This is a genomic window from Microbacterium sp. BF1, from assembly GCF_019279095.1.
Taxonomy (GTDB): Bacteria; Actinomycetota; Actinomycetes; order Actinomycetales; family Microbacteriaceae; genus Microbacterium; species Microbacterium maritypicum.
Map to the genome: position 1 here is coordinate 1 of NZ_JAGYWT010000405.1, position 2,265 is coordinate 2,265.

Below are 2,265 nucleotides of genomic sequence, written 5' to 3' on the forward strand. Positions count from 1 at the left end.
GGCCGGGGGGGAGTGCCCCGGTGTTCAGTGCGGAGGCGGCGGCCGCGGATCTATCGGGCGTCTACGCGCACGCGTCTATGGCGCTCGAGCGCGGCACGCCGGGACCGCTCGCGGCCGCCTCTGACGAGTTCGCCCGCGTCGCTCAGGGGCAGCGCGGATCTGCCGTGCCGATGCGTCGTGCGCTCGATGCCGGCTACCAGATGCGGTTGATGGCGCGCGGCGCCGGCACCGACAGTAGGGAGGGGTGGATCGCTGTCATGCGACAGATGAATCGCGTTGCGAAGCGCATCGCAACTGTGCAGCACGAGCGCGGCGCGGCAGACAACGCAGCGGCCCTCCGCTCGAGCGCGGAGGCCGCGTTGAAGGCCGTACAGGAACGCATGCAGCGGACGACCGGACAGAGCGTTACGGGGGTGCCTGGATCTACGATCGGAGCACGACCCACGACGCAACAACGACCAATGAACCCAGGTCGCACCAGCGGCCCGGATCTCGGTAGATAGAGGGGGACACCATGAACGAACAGGAAGAGATTTTCCAGGCCGGCGACCAAGCCATTCGTGCCGGTCTCATGTCGCTCGGCCAGGTAGGCGAGCGCATCGCAGCGAAGAGCGCCGAGAAGGCGCGCCAGTCCCGCGAGCTCGACGAAGGCGCTGCACGTCTCGCAGAGCGCGCCCGTGTCGAGGCAGAACGAGCGGAACGCGACCAGGCCCGTCACCTCGAGCGGGCGCAGGCCGCGGGGGACCGTCAGGTCGATGTGGCGATCACCGTTGCACGCGACCAGGTGCGCCGCGACGGATGGTGGGCAGGAGCGGACGGAAACCGTGTGGCGACGCAGTTCTCCCTCCTCCAGCAGCTCGACGGAGACCCACGCGCGGCCGACGCCCGCGACATCATGCGCGAGCGGATCCGCGACCTCTACGGCGTCCACACGGACGAGATCGTGGCCAAGCACCCCACGAGCCCACTCGACCAGCACAACGCGCTCACGAACGCGATCGATGACTGGCGTGCAGCGCACCGTGAAGACGCCCTCGCGGAGGAAGAGCGCACGAAGGCTACCGAGGAAGAGATCTCCACCGGCGCCTCCGCTGAGGAGACTCAAGAGCACCTGGACGCGGCCGAGGAGCACGAAGAGCGCGCCGACACTCTCCGCGCTGATGGAGCCCAGGAGGAGCGTCAGGCCGACCTGTTCGAGGCCGAACAGCACCAGGACTTCACCGCCGACGTCGCCGCGGTGAAGGAGGCGAAGACGCAGGCAGGCAAGGCCCGGGCTGAGTCGGCCAGCGGTTACCCGCGCTCCGCGAACCAGGCTCTGAACGAGGGGCGGAAGAAGGGCGCGCCCAAGGCGCGCGTGAACCGCTCCCGCCAGGTGAAAGCCGGCACCGAACTCACTCGCTGACCGACGGTCGATGGAGGGCGTGATCACCATGGTGATCACGCCCTCCATTCTGTGCCGGGACGCTCGCCACCGCGCCATGAGTCGATCACAACGGGCTACGTCCAGGCCTCTGTCCGCACGCTGATGCGCTGGCACGCCCCTTGCCAGATCCAGCACCGTAGAACCTCATCGTCGAGTGAGAGTTCGACCCCGACGGCATCCGCCGTCCATCGCCGCACCAGGACGGTGCACTGCACGTCCGTGTCCCCGAAGCGCAGCCAGGCGAGTCCCCAGAGCTTCTCCCGCTCCGGGACGATGGTCACGGGACTTCGGTCGAGCCGCAGTTGTTCATGCGTCAGGGAGTGCAGCGGACCGCGCTTGCGCGCCGCGCGCAGCTGGCTCTCTTCGAGCCGTTGCATTGACATGTGCGGGTAGCGCTTGTTCGTGCCCATCGGCGCACGATCACCTCCCACAGCGGTCCACGGAGTACCTTGCTATGGTAGTTCGTATGTTCTAATCTCGACGCTCGGGAAATAGCCGATAATAGTAATTATGTCAGTATGTCCTTACCGAGCAGTGATCGCCCCGACGCACGTTTAGAACAGTGCCTCGCATCACAAACAGGCACCGTGTAACGCATGGTCGGTGTGGGCTGACCCCGTTTGGTAGGTCCGGTGGTTGTGTGAGTCGTCCTGTTGCCCGGGGGTCCGGGCAGTGAGACTGGTCAGATCATGACGAACAGCAGGAAGCGTCACACTGGGCTGACCCCGTTTGGTAGGTCCGGTGGTTGTGTGAGTCGTCCTGTTGCCCGGGGGTCCGGGCAGTGAGACTGGTCAGATCATGACGAACAGCAGGAAGCGTCACACCTCGGAGCAGGTCGTCCG

2 protein-coding genes are annotated in these 2,265 nt (G+C 66.4%); one reads left to right on the forward strand and one right to left on the reverse strand.

What is annotated here, in order from left to right:
- Window positions 1-514 precede the first annotated feature (514 nt).
- Window positions 515-1,402, forward strand: coding sequence for a hypothetical protein (locus tag KZA10_RS12820; RefSeq protein ID WP_067117675.1), 888 nt, complete (start codon window positions 515-517; stop codon window positions 1,400-1,402).
- 95 nt (window positions 1,403-1,497) lie between these two features.
- Here KZA10_RS12820 and KZA10_RS12825 read toward each other — a convergent pair whose 3' ends face one another.
- Window positions 1,498-1,833: a hypothetical protein gene (locus tag KZA10_RS12825; protein ID WP_218683065.1), complete on the reverse strand. Its 336-nt coding sequence runs from the start codon at window positions 1,831-1,833 to the stop codon at window positions 1,498-1,500.
- Between the last annotated feature and the right edge of the window lie 432 nt (window positions 1,834-2,265).